17 protein-coding genes are annotated in these 15707 nt (G+C 52.0%); 12 read left to right on the top strand and 5 right to left on the bottom strand.

The annotated features are described in order from the left end of the window. Position 1: 1 nt before the first annotated feature. From ACF8D4_RS20770 to ACF8D4_RS20725, 10 genes are all read left to right on the top strand, one after another. A complete protein-coding gene (locus ACF8D4_RS20770; protein WP_044735309.1) occupies positions 2-634 on the top strand; it encodes an SCP2 domain-containing protein in 633 nt (210 codons plus the stop codon). Beyond that, positions 631-2280: a ubiquinone biosynthesis regulatory protein kinase UbiB gene (gene ubiB / locus ACF8D4_RS20765; RefSeq protein ID WP_025011571.1), complete on the top strand. Its 1650-nt coding sequence runs from the start codon at positions 631-633 to the stop codon at positions 2278-2280. Before ACF8D4_RS20770 ends, ubiB begins: the two co-directional genes overlap by 4 nt. Before the next feature lie 59 nt (positions 2281-2339). Continuing rightward, complete coding sequence (gene tatA / locus ACF8D4_RS20760) at positions 2340-2585, top strand: Sec-independent protein translocase subunit TatA (RefSeq protein WP_044735310.1); 246 nt, start codon at positions 2340-2342, stop codon at positions 2583-2585. 6 nt (positions 2586-2591) lie between these two features. Then, entirely contained in the window at positions 2592-2999 is a 408-nt protein-coding gene (gene tatB / locus ACF8D4_RS20755; RefSeq protein WP_028781365.1) for a Sec-independent protein translocase protein TatB, read from the top strand. 10 nt (positions 3000-3009) lie between these two features. Next, entirely contained in the window at positions 3010-3765 is a 756-nt protein-coding gene (gene tatC / locus ACF8D4_RS20750) for a twin-arginine translocase subunit TatC (RefSeq protein WP_025011570.1), read from the top strand. A 48-nt stretch (positions 3766-3813) separates the two neighbouring features. Continuing rightward, positions 3814-4317 (top strand): hypothetical protein, encoded by a 504-nt coding sequence (locus ACF8D4_RS20745; protein WP_025011569.1) that lies wholly within the window; start codon positions 3814-3816, stop codon positions 4315-4317. After that, positions 4314-5117 carry a TatD family hydrolase gene (locus ACF8D4_RS20740; RefSeq protein ID WP_101058375.1) on the top strand — a complete coding sequence of 268 codons (804 nt, stop codon included), beginning with the start codon at positions 4314-4316 and terminating at the stop codon, positions 5115-5117. Before ACF8D4_RS20745 ends, ACF8D4_RS20740 begins: the two co-directional genes overlap by 4 nt. After that, on the top strand, positions 5110-7011 hold the full coding sequence (locus ACF8D4_RS20735) for a diguanylate cyclase (RefSeq protein ID WP_392468950.1): 1902 nt from the start codon (positions 5110-5112) through the stop codon (positions 7009-7011). Before ACF8D4_RS20740 ends, ACF8D4_RS20735 begins: the two co-directional genes overlap by 8 nt. Then, positions 7008-8018: a porphobilinogen synthase gene (hemB, locus tag ACF8D4_RS20730; protein WP_025011566.1), complete on the top strand. Its 1011-nt coding sequence runs from the start codon at positions 7008-7010 to the stop codon at positions 8016-8018. Before ACF8D4_RS20735 ends, hemB begins: the two co-directional genes overlap by 4 nt. 203 nt (positions 8019-8221) lie before the next feature. Beyond that, on the top strand, positions 8222-8758 hold the full coding sequence (locus tag ACF8D4_RS20725) for a thioredoxin family protein (protein WP_025888240.1): 537 nt from the start codon (positions 8222-8224) through the stop codon (positions 8756-8758). Between the two features lie 86 nt (positions 8759-8844). On the opposite strand, the gene ACF8D4_RS20720 is transcribed toward ACF8D4_RS20725, so the two are convergent. Further along, positions 8845-9774 (bottom strand): exopolyphosphatase, encoded by a 930-nt coding sequence (locus tag ACF8D4_RS20720; RefSeq protein ID WP_144220637.1) that lies wholly within the window; start codon positions 9772-9774, stop codon positions 8845-8847. Beyond that, positions 9775-11088 (bottom strand): ATP-dependent RNA helicase RhlB, encoded by a 1314-nt coding sequence (gene rhlB / locus ACF8D4_RS20715; protein WP_025011564.1) that lies wholly within the window; start codon positions 11086-11088, stop codon positions 9775-9777. Positions 11089-11241: 153 nt separating this feature from the next. Here rhlB and trxA point away from each other — a divergent pair, with 153 nt between their 5' ends. Together trxA and rho are read left to right on the top strand one after the other, a co-directional pair. Beyond that, a complete protein-coding gene (trxA, locus tag ACF8D4_RS20710) occupies positions 11242-11568 on the top strand; it encodes a thioredoxin TrxA (RefSeq protein WP_025011563.1) in 327 nt (108 codons plus the stop codon). A 212-nt stretch (positions 11569-11780) separates the two neighbouring features. Then, positions 11781-13046: a transcription termination factor Rho gene (gene rho, locus ACF8D4_RS20705; RefSeq protein ID WP_025011562.1), complete on the top strand. Its 1266-nt coding sequence runs from the start codon at positions 11781-11783 to the stop codon at positions 13044-13046. Positions 13047-13110: 64 nt separating this feature from the next. Here rho and ACF8D4_RS20700 read toward each other — a convergent pair whose 3' ends face one another. Genes ACF8D4_RS20700 through ACF8D4_RS20690 form a run of 3 tightly spaced genes read right to left on the bottom strand, consistent with a single transcriptional unit; the run spans position 13111 to position 15465 of the window. After that, the gene (locus ACF8D4_RS20700) at positions 13111-14058 is read right to left on the bottom strand and encodes an SPFH domain-containing protein (protein WP_025011561.1); all 948 of its coding nucleotides are present in this window, start codon (positions 14056-14058) and stop codon (positions 13111-13113) included. Continuing rightward, positions 14055-14981, bottom strand: a complete 927-nt coding sequence (locus ACF8D4_RS20695; RefSeq protein ID WP_025011560.1) for an SPFH domain-containing protein — start codon at positions 14979-14981, stop codon at positions 14055-14057. The genes ACF8D4_RS20700 and ACF8D4_RS20695 overlap by 4 nt, the downstream gene beginning before the upstream one ends. 22 nt (positions 14982-15003) lie before the next feature. After that, entirely contained in the window at positions 15004-15465 is a 462-nt protein-coding gene (locus ACF8D4_RS20690; RefSeq protein WP_093981954.1) for an NfeD family protein, read from the bottom strand. Between the last annotated feature and the right edge of the window lie 242 nt (positions 15466-15707).

Raw genomic sequence — 15707 nt, 5'->3', positions numbered from 1 at the left:
GATGAATGAGCTGAGCCTGACATCCCAGTGGCGGCTGCTGTGCTGCGCCGCTCTGGAGATGGCGCTAGAGAAAGTCACCGACCAAGCCGAGGGCGAATATGCCCGGTTGAAATCGCTGCACGGTAAAGTCCTGTGTCTGCAACTCAGTCAACTGAACTGGCCGCTTTATTTAGTGTTTGCCAAAAAAATTCAGGTGCTTTCCAGCTATGAAGGTGAGGCAGCGGTTACCGTCAAGGCCGATGCCACCACCCTCTACCGCCTGGGCGAAGGCGAAAGCCTCACCGAGCTTATCAAACAAGATAAGCTGGTAATCGAAGGGGAACTCGCCTTGCTGCAAACATTCAGCCATTTTCTGCAGCAGGTCAGGTTTGACTTTGCCGAGCCTTTGTCCCGGTATCTGGGCGATGCCCCGACTCATATCTTGTTAAGTGGTCTGCAGCGAGCCAAGGCAGATTTAAGCCGGGTTTTTAACAAGACCCAATCCCATCTGGCGCAATTAACCACCGAAGAGTACAGATTAGCCCCTCATCGGCTTGAATTTATTCACCATTGCGACAAAATTGACGAGCTTGCGGCCGCCACGGACGCTCTGGAACAACGACTCGCCAATTTGAAGGACAAGAAAAGCCCATGAGTTTCGCCAGTATCAAGAGAGGATATCAGGTTATCAGCATTGCCCTGCATTATGGTTTGGACGAGCTGTTGCCGAAAAAGTTGACCCCTTGGTACTTCAAACTCTGGCGCCGCAGTCTGTTCTGGCTGCGTAACAAACATAAATCCAAGGCCGGTGGTGAACGGCTGAAACTGGCCATGCAAGAGTTGGGGCCGGTTTATATCAAGTTCGGCCAGATGCTCTCCACCCGTCGCGATCTGCTCAGCGATGAATGGGCCCATGAATTGGCCATGTTGCAGGACAGAGTCCCGCCATTTGACTCCAAGCTGGCGCGGGAAGCCATTGAAGCCGAACTCAAGGCCCCCATAGAAACCCTGTTTGACGACTTTGACGATACCCCGCTGGCCTCGGCATCTATTTCCCAAGTGCACACGGCAACGCTCAAGTCCAACGGCAAGCCCGTGGTTCTCAAGGTATTACGCCCCAATGTAGAGCAAAACATTCTCGCCGACCTGCAACTGATGAGCCAGAGTGCCAATCTGCTGGAAACCATTCTCGGCCCGGATAATCGCCTGCGCCCGGCCGAAGTGGTGGAAGACTACCGCACTACCATTCTGGGAGAGCTCAACCTTAAACTGGAAGCGCTCAACACGGTCAAGCTGCGCAACAATTTTATCGACTCCAACGCCCTCTATATTCCCTATGTTTATGAAGAGCTGTGCTATCCAAGGCTGATGGTGATGGAGCGCATCGAGGGGATCCCGGTTTCGGACGTTGCCGCGCTCAAGGCCCAGGGTACCAACCTCAAGCTACTGGCCGAGCGTGGGGTGGAACTCTTTTTTACCCAGGTATTTCGCGACAACTTTTTCCACGCCGACATGCACCCGGGCAACATCTTTATTTCCCGCGAGCATCCGGAAGATCCTTTCTATATTGGTCTGGACTGCGGCATCATGGGAACGCTCAACGACACGGATAAACGCTATCTGGCGGAAAACTTCCTTGCCTTCTTCAATCGTGATTACCGCCGTATCGCCCAGCTGTATGTGGAATCCGGTTGGGTTTCGGCCGATACCGACATTCAGGCCTTCGAGCAAGCAGTCAAAGTGGTGTGTGAACCTATGTTCAACAAGCCGCTGGACGAGATTTCCTTCGGCCATGTGCTGCTGGAACTGTTCCGTACCGCCCGCCGCTTCCACATAGTGGTACAGCCACAGTTGGTCTTGCTGGAAAAGACCTTGCTCTATATCGAAGGCTTGGGACGTCAGCTCTATCCTCAGTTGGATCTGTGGCAAACGGCCAAGCCTTTCCTCGAACAGTGGATGGCCGAACAGGTCGGTCCAAAGGCAATGTTCAAAAAAGTGCAAACACAATTGCCCTTCTGGTCTGATAAACTTCCAGAGTTTCCGGAGCTGATATATGACAATCTGAAGCTGGGGCGAAATCTCCTTGGAGCTCAGCAGCAGATGTTGGACAAATATCTGAAGCACCAGCAGAAAGCGCACAAGAGCAATTATTTGTTAATCACATCCGCAATTTTGTTGATCTGTGGCACGATTTCACTCAGTCAGGACGCTACACTGTGGCCTTCCTATGTCAGTATGGGAGCCGGAGCAATCCTGTGGTTTATTGGATGGCGATCCAGGCCCAAAATTAAGAAATTTTAATTAGTACATTTTAATTAAAGGTTCATAATTGAACCAAGATTATCTAAGAGGAAACCTTCATGGGTGGTATCAGTATTTGGCAACTTCTCATCATCGCGTTAATTGTAGTGCTGCTGTTCGGCACCAAGAAGCTGCGTTCACTGGGCGGCGACCTCGGCGGAGCAGTCAAGGGATTCAAGAACGCCATGTCCAGTGACGAAGACAAGAAGGCCATCGAGGACACTTCTGCACAGAACACTCAGGCAGACCCCAAAGCACAGGCGGCTGATAAGAAGCCAGAGTCCAAGGACAAAGAACAGGCGTAATTCCCTATGTTCGATGGTATCGGCTTTATGGAGCTGCTGCTCATCGGGGTATTGGGGCTGGTCGTTCTCGGCCCCGAACGTCTCCCGGTAGCGGTACGTTCAATTACCGGTTGGATCCGTGCCATGAAACGCATGGCCAATTCGGTCAAAGATGAACTTGAGCAGGAGCTCAAGATCGAGCAGTTACATGCAGACCTGAAGAAGGCCGAGAGCAAGGGCCTCAGCAATCTGTCTCCCGAACTGCAGGAGTCTATCGACCAACTGAGAGAGGCGGCCCAATCGGTCAACCGTCCCTATCAGGTTGAAGACAGCAAATCTCCAGCCCAGGAAGCACCCAAGGCAGAAGCCGCTGTCGAGGAGAAGACACCTGCCACCGAGACGGCTCCCAAGCCGACAGGTACTGACACTAAATAATGGGTAAAGCATGTCGCAACAGCAGCCATTAATCAGCCACTTGCTGGAACTGCGCACTAAACTGCTCAGAGCTATAGCAAGTGTGCTCATCGTGTTTATCGCCCTGGTTTATTGGGCAAACGACATCTATCACTACATGGCGATCCCATTGATGCAGTCACTGCCGGATACCGGCAGCATGATTGCAACGGATGTGGCCGCACCGTTTTTCGCTCCCTTTAAACTGACGCTGGTACTGTCTTTTTTCATTGCTGTGCCCTATGTGCTGTATCAGATCTGGTCCTTTGTTGCGCCCGGACTGTATAAACATGAAAAACGTCTGGTAGTCCCGCTATTGTTCAGCAGTACTCTGCTGTTTTATTTGGGGATCGCCTTTGCCTACTATGTGGTGTTCCCGGTTGTATTCGGCTTCTTTACCAGTGTGGCTCCGGAAGGGGTTCAGGTTGCGACCGATATCAGCAGTTATTTGAGCTTTATTCTGAAGCTGTTCTTTGCCTTTGGTTTGGCATTCGAGATCCCGGTCGCCGTGATTTTGCTGTGCTGGGCCGGTGTCACCACTCCGGAAGACCTAAGAGCCAAACGCCCCTATATCGTTGTCGGCGCTTTTGTGGTGGGCATGTTACTGACACCTCCGGATGTTATTTCTCAGACTATGCTGGCCGTGCCAATGCTGTTATTGTTTGAGGGCGGACTCTTGGCTGCCCGTTTTTACAGCAAGGCTTCGGATGAATCAGACGAGGACGAGACCGAAGAAAAGCAAGCGTAATCAGCGGGCAGCAAGGGTAAAAACAAGAATAAAAGAAGGATGATATTCATGCGTTTAACCTGGATTGCTGCCTCTACTGCTGCACTGCTTTGTTTTCAGGCTCAGGCCGGAATAGAACAGCAATTGGCTCAGTGTGCCTCCCTATCTGACAAGCTTGACCGGCTCATCTGTTACGATGAGCTGGCTGCCAAAGTCACCCATGCAAAAGTCACCCCTACAGAGGCTGCAGTGGTTGCCGCTGCGCCTGTGGCCAAGAGTGTCCAGGCCGATCCTGTGGCCGACTTCGGTGCCGACAACCTGGAATCCACTATCCAGGCCAGCAAGAAAAACGAAGTTGCGAAGATTTTCCTGACCATCAGCGAGGTCGGTAAAGACCCCTATGGTGCCCTCAAGATCAGCTTCAGTAACGGTCAGGTTTGGAAACAGACCGACAGCCGCAATTTCCGCCTGGAATCCGGGCAGAAAGTTTATATCGAAAAAGCCGCCTTAGGCTCATTCCTGTTGGGAACAGAAGGGCGCAACAGCACTATCAGGGTCAAGCGTCTGCAGTGAATCAATACCTGGATATCGCTGTCAATCTGATTGGCAGCCACCTGGAACAAGATCTCAATCGAGTTATCAATGAAGCGGCGGACCAGGGTGTCTCGCCGCTTATCCTTATTGGCAGCCATCTGGATGAAAGCCGAAGTTGCATCCAGGTTTGCCGACAATACCCCAAAAAAATCTACACCACAGCCGGTGTCCACCCCCATCATGCCAGCCAGTGGCAGACGGAGAGCGCCACCGAACTGAGGCAACTGGCCAGGCAACCTGGAGTCGTTGCCATAGGGGAATGCGGCCTGGACTACAACAGGGACTTTTCGCCGCGCCGGCAGCAGCGCCAGGCTTTTGAGGCCCAGTTGACACTGGCGGCAGAACTACAATACCCGGTACTGATGCACCAGCGCGATGCCCATGATGACTTTTTGGCTATTTTGGACGACTATCTGGAAGCACTACCGGCGGCGCTACTGCACTGCTTTACCGACGGCCCCAAACAGGCCGAGGACTATATTGCCAGAGATCTGTACCTGGGTGTGACAGGTTGGGTTTGTGATGAACGCCGGGGGCAGGACTTGGTAAACGCCCTGCCCTTGATCCCGGATAACAGATTATTGCTGGAAACCGACAGTCCCTATCTACTGCCACGCAGCATGAGACCCAAGCCCAAATCCGGCCGCAATGAGCCCAAATATCTGCCTTATATCGCCCAGGCTGTCGCCGACATCCGCGGTCAGTCGCTGGACAGTCTGGCACGCCAGTGCTATAGCAACAGCTTGCGTTTCTTTAAGCTGGAGAGCACCCATGGCTAATGCTTACTCTGTACTGCTGCTCTTCTGTAGTTTGCTATCTCTGGCGGTTAACGCCGAGCCCAGCGTCGAAGTTTCAGCCTCAAAGGGGCTGGATTCGGACTTGCGCCCCAGTGCCCGAGTAACAGAGCAAGGCCCAGATAGTCGCCTCAGCCAGGTGCTCAACCTGCCGGATTCAGCCTGGCACCCAGCGAATGACTACAGCTTTGTCGACATGGGAACCGATGGCCTCTGGTTCAACTTTAGCCTCTACGCCGATGAACCCGGCAGTTTCAACAGAATATTGGCCTTCAATAACCCCAGTATGGACAGGCTGGAGGTTTACCACTACGTCAATGGTCGTCTCAAACGTCAGTTGACTCTGGGAGATACCCAACCCTTTGGCCACAGAAGCATATTGAGTACCGACTTCCTCTACGCCTTTGACATCAGGCAGCAGGAACAGCACCAATTTTGGTTGAAGCTGACCACGGCCGGCAGCAGCTATCTGCCTATTCACCTTTGGGAGCCATACGCGCTACTGCAAAGCCATGAAACCCGCAATATGCTCAATGGCATACAGTTAGGCGCCCTGGCCGCTATAGGCTTGTTTGCACTGTTCATTGCAGTGACTACCCGCTCCTTCAGTTACAGCTATTACGCCGGTTATGTGCTCACAATGACCCTATTGGTTGCCTGCATCAATGGCACGGCATTTCGCTACCTATGGCCCAATGTGCCACAGTTGCAACAGTATGTGATCCCTTTGTTGGTTCCCCTGGTTATCGCCTTTGGGATCCTCTTTACCGAGAAGGTATTACAGCTCAAATATCACAGCATTCGCATGTTGAGGGCCTGTCGCTACACGGCGGCCTGCGCCATACTGCTGATGTTCGCGACTGTGCTTATCGATTATGCACTCGCCATCTATATTGAGATAATCTCAGTGATGTCAGTGAGTTTGATGTTGCTGATTTTCAGTATCCTGCAAGCGGTGCGTGGCAATAAACTCGCCAAGCTCTACACCGTCTCCTGGAGTGGAATGACGATGGGGATCTTCGTCTCCTGTCTCATGTATCTGGGTCTTATCAAACTGCCCTTGATGCCACAAACGCCAGTGTTGTTGGGGCTCACTTTCGAAGTGGTGTTTATGGCAGCAGTGCTGGCAATACGCTACAACGATGAGCGCAAGGCCAAGCAAAGAATTCAGCAGGAAGCCCTAAAACAGGCAGAGCGGATCCGCGAAGCCAGGGAAGAAACCCTGAGGATGGAAGCCGAGAGCAACGAAAAGCTGGAGCGTATGGTGCAAGAGCGTACTCTGGAGCTGGAAATAGCGCTCAGAGAGCTGAACGAAGCCAACCAGAAGCTCACCGAGCAGGCCACAATAGACAGCCTTACCGGAGTTAAAAATCGTTCCACCTTCGACAAGCGTCTGCAGGCCGAAGGGCGGATCAGCCGCCGGCAACAGACGCCGCTGGCACTGCTGATGCTGGACATAGACAGGTTCAAGACCATTAACGACAAGCATGGCCATCTGGCCGGCGATCAAACCCTTAAGAGTATTGCCGATACCCTCAAGAATATCCTCAGGCGTCCAAGTGATCTGGTATCACGTTTTGGCGGTGAGGAGTTTGCTATTATATTGCCCAATACTGATACTAGCGGGGCCTTGAGAGTGGCAGAACAGATACGTCACGCCATCTCGGCCTTGGATGTCAGTTGGGATAAACAGACTATCCCTCTGACGGCAAGTATCGGCGTCAGCGTCGCCATCATAGAGTCGGACATGCACATCACCCAGTTGCTGGAGCAAGCCGACAAGGCGCTGTATCGTGCCAAGAATTCAGGCAGGGATCGGGTCTACGCCTTCGATCCCGAGCAAGATACCCTTTCAGATCCAGCCAGGAGCCCAAAGTGAACATAATTACCAGTGCCTACCCACAGCGTCGTATGCGCCGTATGCGCAAGCATGAGTTCAGCCGCCGCCTGATGGCTGAAAACCAGTTGACGGTCAATGACCTCATCTACCCCATGTTTGTGCTCGAAGGCAACAAACGTACCGAGTCGGTGGCCTCTATGCCAGGCGTTGAGCGTTACAGCATAGATCTGCTGCTCAAGGAAGCCGAAGAGCTGGTAGAGCTGGGGATCCCCTTGATTGCCCTATTCCCCGTCACGCCGGCGGAGAAAAAGTCCCTGATGGCCGAAGAAGCCTACAATCCCGATGGTTTGGTGCAAAGAGCCGTTCGTGAGCTCAAGGCAGAGTTCCCTCAGCTGGGCGTGATGACAGATGTCGCGCTGGACCCCTACACCACTCATGGACAGGACGGCATCATCGATGAGACAGGTTATATTATCAATGATGTCACCACTGAAATTCTGGTGAAGCAGGCGCTGTCCCACGCCGCTGCCGGTGCCGATATGGTGGCTCCTTCAGACATGATGGATGGTCGCATCGGCGCCATACGTCAGGCACTCGAAGCCGCCGGCCATGTCAACACCCAGATCATGGCCTACAGCGCCAAGTATTCTTCTAACTATTATGGCCCCTTCCGCGATGCGGTCGGCTCTGCCGGCAACCTCAAAGGCGGCAACAAACACAGTTATCAAATGGATCCGGCCAACTCGGACGAAGCATTGCATGAAGTCGCCCTGGATATCCAGGAAGGTGCCGATATGGTGATGGTGAAGCCAGGCATGCCTTATCTGGATATAGTGCGCAGAGTCAAAACCGAGCTGGGTGTACCAACCTTCGCCTATCAGGTCAGCGGTGAATACGCCATGCATATGGCAGCAATTCAAAACGGCTGGCTGGCAGAAAAAGCCATAGTGATGGAATCTCTGTTGTGCTTCAAACGCGCAGGCGCCGATGGCATTCTCACTTACTTTGCCAAGCAAGCCGCCCAATGGCTGAAAGACGCCAAGTAAATTGAACTCCAAAGCCGCCTTCAAGGCGGCTTTTTTGTATTTGCCCCATTCCCGGCATGAGTTAATTCCCCCGCTGACTCCCCTGTTGGTTCAGATCAAAATTATTTAGTGATCTTGCTAACATACATAGTGTTTGTCTCTTTGCCATATCCCTCACCAATGGTTGAATCAGGGTATGGAGTCACCCCACCCGAGGTAGTATGATGCACCAGAATGTAAAAGCGTTACTCGCCACCACCGCGTTATTCTTCAGTTGCCAGGTTATGGCCAATGGCGGTTGTGGTTTCGAAGACAAACAGGAAGGCTTTATCGCCACCTGCAGCGAGGAGAAACAGGAAGTGATCTTAACGGGCGCAGTCGAAGCGCAGAAACTGGTGACAGAATTACCCGAATTCAGCAGTGGCTACCAGAGTTATCAGGTAGAGACAGATGCCTTGGCCCCAATAAAAGCCGTCGATAAAGCTACAGAAATTGTAGTCATCATAGGTACCTGGTGCCCGGACTGCCACAGAGAAACACCACGCTTTATCCGTATCATGGAGCAAGTGGCCAACCCTAATATCCAGGTGCGTTATATCGGGGTAGATCGCCAGAAACAGGATCCGGAGGGCCTGGCCGCCCAATATGACTTCCAGCGGATCCCAACCTTTATTGTGCTTCAGGATGGCAAAGAGATTGGCCGTATCGTTGAACGCCCGGAAGTCTCTCTGGAGCAGGATCTGGCCAAGATCCTCAAGTAATCTTTCAAGCCACTAGGCCGGGTAACCTATGGTGCACTCGGGCCGTAGCAGCCAAAAATGAGAAAAGGACCTGGTGAAGGTCCTTTTTACTGTGCCGGTGCTAAAGACTGCCTTTTGGCCAACATCTGCAACACCCCTTCGCGCAAAGCGCCGCCGGATAAATGCAGGCGTTCAATACCCAGCAGTTCAAACAGCGCCAGCAGAATAGCGATACCGGATGCAAAGGTCGGTGCCCGCTCGGGACACAGACCGCTGATCCCATTCAGAGTCAGGCTCTCCTGAGCCAACAACTCCTGCTTCAGTGATTCCAACACCGTCAGGGTCAGAGTTTCCGATTCCTGCCTGTGTTGCAACACTTCAACCACTGACTGCACTGCTCCGGAAGCGCCGACCACCGAATGCCAGCCCAGCGCTTTCAAAGTCGATTTGTGGTCAGCCAAGGTCTGATCCACCCTGTCTCGCACATCGTCAAAGTCCAGCGGTTGCAGGGGAGCTGAGGTGAAAAAGCATTGATTGTAGGTGACACAGCCTATGGGCAGGCTGGTTTTAAACAGCACCTTTTCACCGTCACCCACAATAAACTCGGTACTGGCGCCACCTATATCTATCACCAAGCGTCGCCCTTCACCATGAGTGGTCGCCACCATGCCTTGATAGATAAGTTCGGCTTCGCGCATACCACAGATGATCTCTATCGGGTGACCTAATATTTGCAAAGCACAACGATTGAATTCATCGGCATTGCTGATACAGCGCAGGGTTGCGGTAGCAATGACGGCCACATTGGCATCATCGACTTGATGCTCGACGAGCATATTGGCGAACATGGCCAGGCAATCAAGGCCACGTTCGAATGCCGCCAGGTTGAGACTGCCATCGGCCTCGATTCCCTCGGCCAACCTCACCTTACGTTTATATTTGGCGAGAACCTTGGGCTGGCCGCCGACAGTGCGGGCAACCAGCATATTGAAGCTATTGGAGCCAAGGGTTATGGCTGCGTAGGCGGGTTTCGGCATTCAGGAATGTCTGCGGGTCCTGTCGTGACGGGGCGGACGACCGCCGCTACGATGGGCTCCCTGAGGACGTCCCTGGCCGCGATCACGGGTATTACGTGGTCCGGCATGCTTACGATGAATACGAACCGGTGCTGGAATATCATCAAGCAAGGCTTCGGCATCGTAAGAGGTTACCGGAATCGAGTGCTTGATATAGTCTTCGATAGCCGGCAGGTTGAGGGCGTATTCTTCACAGGCAAAGCTGACTGAAACCCCTTTGGCACCGGCACGGCCGGTACGACCGATACGGTGAACATAGTCTTCACAGTCATCAGGCAGGTCGAAGTTATAGACATGGGACACATCAGAAATATGCAGGCCACGGGCCGCTACGTCTGTGGCCACCAAAATATCCAGATCACCCTTGGTGAACAACTCCAGGATCTTAAGACGTTTCTTCTGCGGCACATCACCAGTCAGCAGACCGACTCTGTGACCATCACCTTCGAGCCAGCCCCAGAGGTTCTCACACTGATGCTTGGTGTTGGCAAAGACTATCGCCTTATCCGGCCAATCTTCTTCAATCAGGGTAAGCAGCAGTGGGATCTTGTCCTTCATCGAAGGATAGAACAGCTCTTCCTTGATGTTTTTTGAGGTCTTCTCTTCCGGTGCAATTTCGACTTTGACCGGATCATTCATATGATCATAAGCCAGCTCCTGCACCTTCATCGACAGGGTTGCCGAGAACAGCATGTTGAGCCTGTCTTTGGCATCCGGCATGCGGCGGAACAGGAAGCGAATGTCTTTGATAAAGCCGAGATCGAACATGCGATCCGCTTCATCCAACACTACGGCCTGAATAGCGCTGAGGTTGATAACCCCTTGACGCACGTAATCTATGATGCGTCCTGTAGTACCAATCAGGATATCCACGCCCTTGTCCAGCACTTTGCGCTGGGCATCATAGCCTTCGCCGCCATAGACAATCCCCACCTTGAGTTTGGTGTGTTTGGACAGCAAGGTGGCATCTTTGGCTATCTGAATCGCCAATTCCCGGGTTGGTGCCATGATGATGGCTCTGGGCTGATTAAGTTGGCGTTCTGCGGGGATGTCGGTAGAAAGTAAGTGGTTAAAAGTTGCTACCAGAAAGGCCAGGGTCTTGCCCGTACCTGTCTGCGCCTGACCGGCGATATCTTTGCCCTGCAAAAGTACCGGCAGGGAAAGCGCCTGAATAGGCGTACAATATTCGAAACCGTTTTCTGCAAGTGCCTGAATTACTTCAGGATGGAGTGGCAGTTCGGCAAATTTTTGTTGGGATAAATGTGTTTCGCTCATAGCGCAAGCATACCAGTTAGGGTTGCAATAAGATACTCGATCGTTTGAAATAGCGACAAGAAAAAAACGGTGACTTGAATTGCCGTTAATCCAACCCAATATACAGGTTAAGCCATTAACAGACCAGCAATGGCAACCCAACTGGAGAACATCATGAGCGATAAAATTGTGTACCTGAGCGACGACAGCTTTGAAAATGACGTCCTGAAATCAGAACTGCCTGTATTGGTAGACTTCTGGGCCGAGTGGTGTGGCCCATGCAAGATGATCGCTCCAATCCTGGACGATGTTGCCGAAGAGTACGCCGGCAAACTAACCATCGCCAAATTGAACATAGATCAGAACAACGCTTCACCTGTTAAATACGGTGTTCGCAGTATCCCTACTCTGCTGTTGTTCAAAAACGGTGAACTGGTTGCCAATCAGGTTGGCGCCCTGTCCAAGACTCAGTTGAAAGAGTTCATCGACGCCCAGATTTGATCACTCAAATCAAATAAGTGACACCCGGCACGCCCCGAAATAAAAATGTGCCGGGTTCAGTTAAACTTCTGGACGCCCTGTCCTGATAGTGCTACTTTAATAACCAGATTCTTTCTACTAACCCACTTCTCGCTGTTCAATCAACATCCATCAAGTCCAATTTGAGAGATTGAGCGCGTAAGCTTTGTCGCGTGAAACAAGACCCACCAAAAATGAATTTAACTGAATTAAAAAACAAGTCTATTGCAGACTTAGTCGCACTGGCCGAAGAAATGAAGCTGGAGAATATGGCTCGTGCCCGCAAGCAGGATATCATCTTCTCTATATTGAAAGCCCACGCCAAGAGTGGTGAAGACATCTTCGGTGGAGGCGTTCTGGAGATACTTCAGGATGGTTTTGGTTTCCTGCGCAGTGCCGATGGTTCGTATCTGGCCGGTCCCGATGATATTTATGTCTCTCCAAGCCAGATCCGTCGTTTCAACATGCGAACGGGTGACACTATTTTTGGCAAGATACGTCCACCCAAAGAAGGCGAACGCTATTTTGCTCTGCTGAAAGTCAACGAAGTTAACTTCGACAAGCCTGAAAACTCCCGCAACAAGATCCTGTTTGAAAACCTTACCCCACTGCATGCAGAAGAACGTCTGCGTATGGAACGCGGTAACGGTTCCACCGAAGATATCACCGCCCGAATTCTGGATCTCTGCTCACCCGTGGGTAAGGGCCAACGTGGTCTGATTGTTGCGCCACCCAAAGCCGGTAAGACTCTGCTGCTGCAGAATATTGCCCAGTCCATCACCTACAACAACCCTGAAGTGGTGTTGATGGTGCTGCTGATCGACGAACGTCCTGAAGAAGTGACTGAAATGCAGCGTCTGGTTCAGGGCGAAGTGATCGCTTCCACCTTCGATGAGCCTGCAAGCCGTCACGTACAAGTTGCAGAGATGGTTATCGAAAAGGCCAAGCGCCTGGTTGAGCACAAGAAAGACGTAGTGATTCTGCTGGACTCTATCACCCGTCTGGCACGGGCTTACAACACAGTTGTGCCTTCATCAGGCAAGGTACTGACAGGTGGTGTAGATGCCAACGCACTGCACAGACCCAAGCGTTTCTTCGGTGCAGCCCGTAATATCGAAAATGGCGGCAGCCTGACCATTATCGCCACTGCGCTTATCGATACCGGCTCCAAGATGGACGAAGTAATTTACGAAGAGTTCAAGGGTACAGGTAACCAGGAACTGCATCTGTCACGCAAGGCCGCCGAGAAGCGGGTGTTCCCTGCCATTGACTTCAACCGCAGTGGTACCCGCCGTGAAGAGAAACTGACTACACCGGATGAGCTGCAGAAGATGTGGATCCTGCGTAAGATCCTCAATCCTATGGATGAAGTCAGCGCGATGGAATTCTTGATCGATAAGCTGGCAATGACCAAGACCAATGAAGAGTTCTTCACTGCGATGAAACGCACCAAGTCTTGATCGACTGACTAGTAAACCATAAAAAAGCCGCTCCAAGAGCGGCTTTTTTGATCCAGCTAGCTTATCAAGCGTCAGGGGCCTTCTCTTCCGTCAGCCCAATTGAGGCCATCCAGGATTCAAAGTCCACCATATTCCCCGGTAGGACTATCTTGCTGCCAGGCTTACTCAGACCGCTGAGCTGCGCCAGATACTGCTCACCCAGTTGCATCCGCAGCGCGTTTTTGCCACCGGGCGCAGCGATAACTTCGGCCAACTTCTCTATCGAATCTGCAGTAGCGCGGGCAATCGCCAGTATCTCCTCGGCCTTACCTTCGGCCTCGTTGATTCGGCGTTGCATCTCACCCTCTGAGTGGTTGATCATCTCCTGCTTCAAACCCTCGGAACGATTGATCTTGCTCTGCTTATCACCTTCGCTCTTGGCCAGCAATGCCCGGCGTTCACGCTCGGCATTGACCTGCATCTCCATGGCGTTTTTCACGGTTTCCGGCGGAGTAATATTCTTGATCTCATATCTATGCACCCGAATCCCCCAGGAGGCGCCGGCCTGATCCAGTACCTCTACCACCTTGGCACTAATCAAGTCGCGCTCTTCAAAGGTGCGGTCCAGCTCCAGAGTGCCTATCACAGAGCGGGTGGTTGTCTGCGCCAGTTGAATGGCCGCATAGCGATAATCGGTTACCCCGTAGCTGGCCTTGACCGGATCCACCACAGAAATATAGATAACCCCATCCACCTCGACATTCACCTCGTCACTGGAGAAGCACTCCTGAGGTGGCACATCTATGGTTTCTTCTTTAAGGTCATGGATATAAGCGACCTTATCGATAAAGGGCAACAAAGCGTGGAAGCCAGCATCCAGAGTCATATGGTATTTACCCAAACGCTCCACGATATAGGCAGATTTAGTTGGCACCAAGCGAATCGACTGAAACAGCTTGACGATAAAGATCAGGAAGATAAGCCCCCAGATCCCCAGTACTATCATATCGGTATCTATCTGTCCCAGATTCATTTGCGCGCTCCTTTGCTACCGGCAGCTGTATTGCTGACTTGCTGAATACCCTCGAAAAAACCTTCCATCTTTGCCAATTCGGTAGGAACCACGGAAATATCCGCCTTCTGCAATATCTCACCGACCTGTTCGATAAACTGTTCCTTCAGCTGCATGTTCATCGCCTCGTTGCCGCCGTTGACCGCCAGCGCCTTGGCAACCATGGCCATACTCTCGGCCTGGGCGTTGGCAACAATCGCAATCTCCTGCGCCGTACCCTGAGCCTCATTGATGCGCTTCTGTTTCTGGCCCTCTGAGATGTTAATCGCTTCCTGACGCTCACCCTGAGACAGGTTGATCATCGCCTCTTTCTCGGCGCTGGCCAGGGTGATTTCGGCGCGCTTGCGGCGCTCGGCTTCCATCTGCTTCTCCAGGGTGTGGATCACATGCCTGGATGGGCTGATATTTTTGATCTCATATCTGAGCATCTTGATCCCCCAGGGATCGGACGCCTTGTCGATTTCGCGGACAATCGCCTCGTTAAGCGCATCACGCTCGGAAAAGGTCTGGCTCAGAGTCAGCTTACCTATCTCGGAACGCATTGTGGTTTGTGCCAGGTTTACCGCCGCCAGACGATAGTCTTCAATACCATAGCTGGCCAGCTTGCCGTCCATCACCTTGAGATAAACCAGGCCGTCGACTTCCAGTTGGATATTGTCCTTGGAAATACAGCTCTGCGGCGGTACATCAAGCACCTGCTCACGGGTATCGTGTCGATAAGCGACTCGATCGAAGAAGGGAATTAAAAAGTGAAAGCCCGGCTGCAGTACAGTACGGAATTTCCCCAGACGCTCAATGACATGCACCTCACGCATGGGCACAATCAACATCAGCTTATAGAGAATGAACAGAACAAAAAGTATAAAAATGGTAAATGCAAACATAGAGTCCTTCCTGCTTGATTGATTATTCAGAGTCGTCGAGTGGTTCCACTACCAGAGCAATATTATCGCGACAGATAACCTTCACTCTGGTGCCGACCGGGATCTCCGAGCCGTCTCCCAGTGCGGGCCAATCCGCCCCCTGAAATTCGATGCGACCGGTTTTTTCACCCGGCCCAATGGTTTCCTTGACCCGGGCCGGCAGATTAAACAGATCCAGCTCCTCGTCGGTATTGCCAACGTGAGAGTCGCCTCCCACCAAACGTTGAGTCAGTTGCCTGAAGCTCAACAGCAAAACGATTGAGGAGATAAACCACAGGGTCAGGCTTTGTGCCCAGCCCTCGACCAAACCCACCCAGGTAGCCCCGGCTACCAATAAACAGGCTGCACCGAGAAATACCACTATCCCGCCAGGCAGTATCAGTTCAGCCAGCATCAGCACTATACCGATTAAGGCCCAATAAAGCATGGGATCCGAAGACGCCATATATCCATCCCCCAGAAATCAAGTGTCCATCTTGGCACTATATCAGCAGTTGCATCCCTTGGCGACATAATATGTCAACTTGAATCAATTGATACCTTCAGGATTCGCTGACCAAATGACTTTCAGCTCACAAAATTCAACTTTTCTTTACATCTTTGTGAGTCAAAGCTATTGGAAATTATTTGATTTACCTTTCCAATCAATTGAATTAAATCAAAAAATGTCATTATTCAACGACCGTT

The organism is Shewanella sp. YQ_9 (genome assembly GCF_043103185.1).
Taxonomy (GTDB): domain Bacteria; phylum Pseudomonadota; class Gammaproteobacteria; order Enterobacterales; family Shewanellaceae; genus Shewanella; species Shewanella algae.
The sequence above is the reverse complement of the archived record's forward strand: the minus strand, read 5'-3'. Positions and strand labels throughout refer to the sequence as shown.

Excerpts from the sequence above, each read along its gene's own strand:
- ACF8D4_RS20695 (WP_025011560.1), bottom strand. The coding sequence starts at position 14,981 with ATGTTTGCATTTACCATTTTTATACTTTTTGTTCTGTTCATTCTCTAT.
- rho (WP_025011562.1), top strand. The coding sequence starts at position 11,781 with ATGAATTTAACTGAATTAAAAAACAAGTCTATTGCAGACTTAGTCGCA.
- tatB (WP_028781365.1), top strand. The coding sequence starts at position 2,592 with ATGTTCGATGGTATCGGCTTTATGGAGCTGCTGCTCATCGGGGTATTG.
- ACF8D4_RS20720 (WP_144220637.1), bottom strand. The coding sequence starts at position 9,774 with ATGCCGAAACCCGCCTACGCAGCCATAACCCTTGGCTCCAATAGCTTC.
- tatA (WP_044735310.1), top strand. The coding sequence starts at position 2,340 with ATGGGTGGTATCAGTATTTGGCAACTTCTCATCATCGCGTTAATTGTA.
- ACF8D4_RS20745 (WP_025011569.1), top strand. The coding sequence starts at position 3,814 with ATGCGTTTAACCTGGATTGCTGCCTCTACTGCTGCACTGCTTTGTTTT.
- rhlB (WP_025011564.1), bottom strand. The coding sequence starts at position 11,088 with ATGAGCGAAACACATTTATCCCAACAAAAATTTGCCGAACTGCCACTC.
- trxA (WP_025011563.1), top strand. The coding sequence starts at position 11,242 with ATGAGCGATAAAATTGTGTACCTGAGCGACGACAGCTTTGAAAATGAC.
- ACF8D4_RS20725 (WP_025888240.1), top strand. The coding sequence starts at position 8,222 with ATGCACCAGAATGTAAAAGCGTTACTCGCCACCACCGCGTTATTCTTC.
- ACF8D4_RS20735 (WP_392468950.1), top strand. The coding sequence starts at position 5,110 with ATGGCTAATGCTTACTCTGTACTGCTGCTCTTCTGTAGTTTGCTATCT.
- ubiB (WP_025011571.1), top strand. The coding sequence starts at position 631 with ATGAGTTTCGCCAGTATCAAGAGAGGATATCAGGTTATCAGCATTGCC.
- ACF8D4_RS20700 (WP_025011561.1), bottom strand. The coding sequence starts at position 14,058 with ATGAATCTGGGACAGATAGATACCGATATGATAGTACTGGGGATCTGG.
- tatC (WP_025011570.1), top strand. The coding sequence starts at position 3,010 with ATGTCGCAACAGCAGCCATTAATCAGCCACTTGCTGGAACTGCGCACT.
- ACF8D4_RS20770 (WP_044735309.1), top strand. The coding sequence starts at position 2 with ATGAATGAGCTGAGCCTGACATCCCAGTGGCGGCTGCTGTGCTGCGCC.
- ACF8D4_RS20690 (WP_093981954.1), bottom strand. The coding sequence starts at position 15,465 with ATGGCGTCTTCGGATCCCATGCTTTATTGGGCCTTAATCGGTATAGTG.